The organism is Bradyrhizobium sp. sGM-13, from assembly GCF_018398875.1.
Lineage (GTDB): Bacteria > Pseudomonadota > Alphaproteobacteria > Rhizobiales > Xanthobacteraceae > Bradyrhizobium.
In genome coordinates this window covers 1-241 of sequence record NZ_JAGWDK010000416.1, presented here as the reverse complement: position 1 = coordinate 241, position 241 = coordinate 1, and the positions used below count along the sequence as shown (strand labels likewise).

At 62.2% G+C, this 241-nt stretch carries 1 pseudogene; it reads right to left on the bottom strand.

What is annotated here, in order from left to right:
* Window positions 1-241 (bottom strand): annotated as a pseudogene (locus KJQ96_RS39495) (ABC transporter substrate-binding protein); the annotation flags it as partial.

Here is a 241-nt window from a genome sequence, read left to right as displayed (position 1 = left end):
AAGCCGTTGAATTGATCGACGATCGGGCGATAGGCTTCGCGCGAAGCGGACGAAAAGCCGGCGAACACCACGTCGACCTTGTCACGCTGCAGCACCCGGCGCATGAATTCCTGATAGCGGGTGTTGTCGGACTGGGTCGTAAGTAACGAGCTCGATCGGACGGCCGGCGATGCCGCCAGCCTTGTTGATCTCCTCGGTCGCAAGCTGGATCGCGTGCACCTTGCCAATGGTGGCCGCCGCG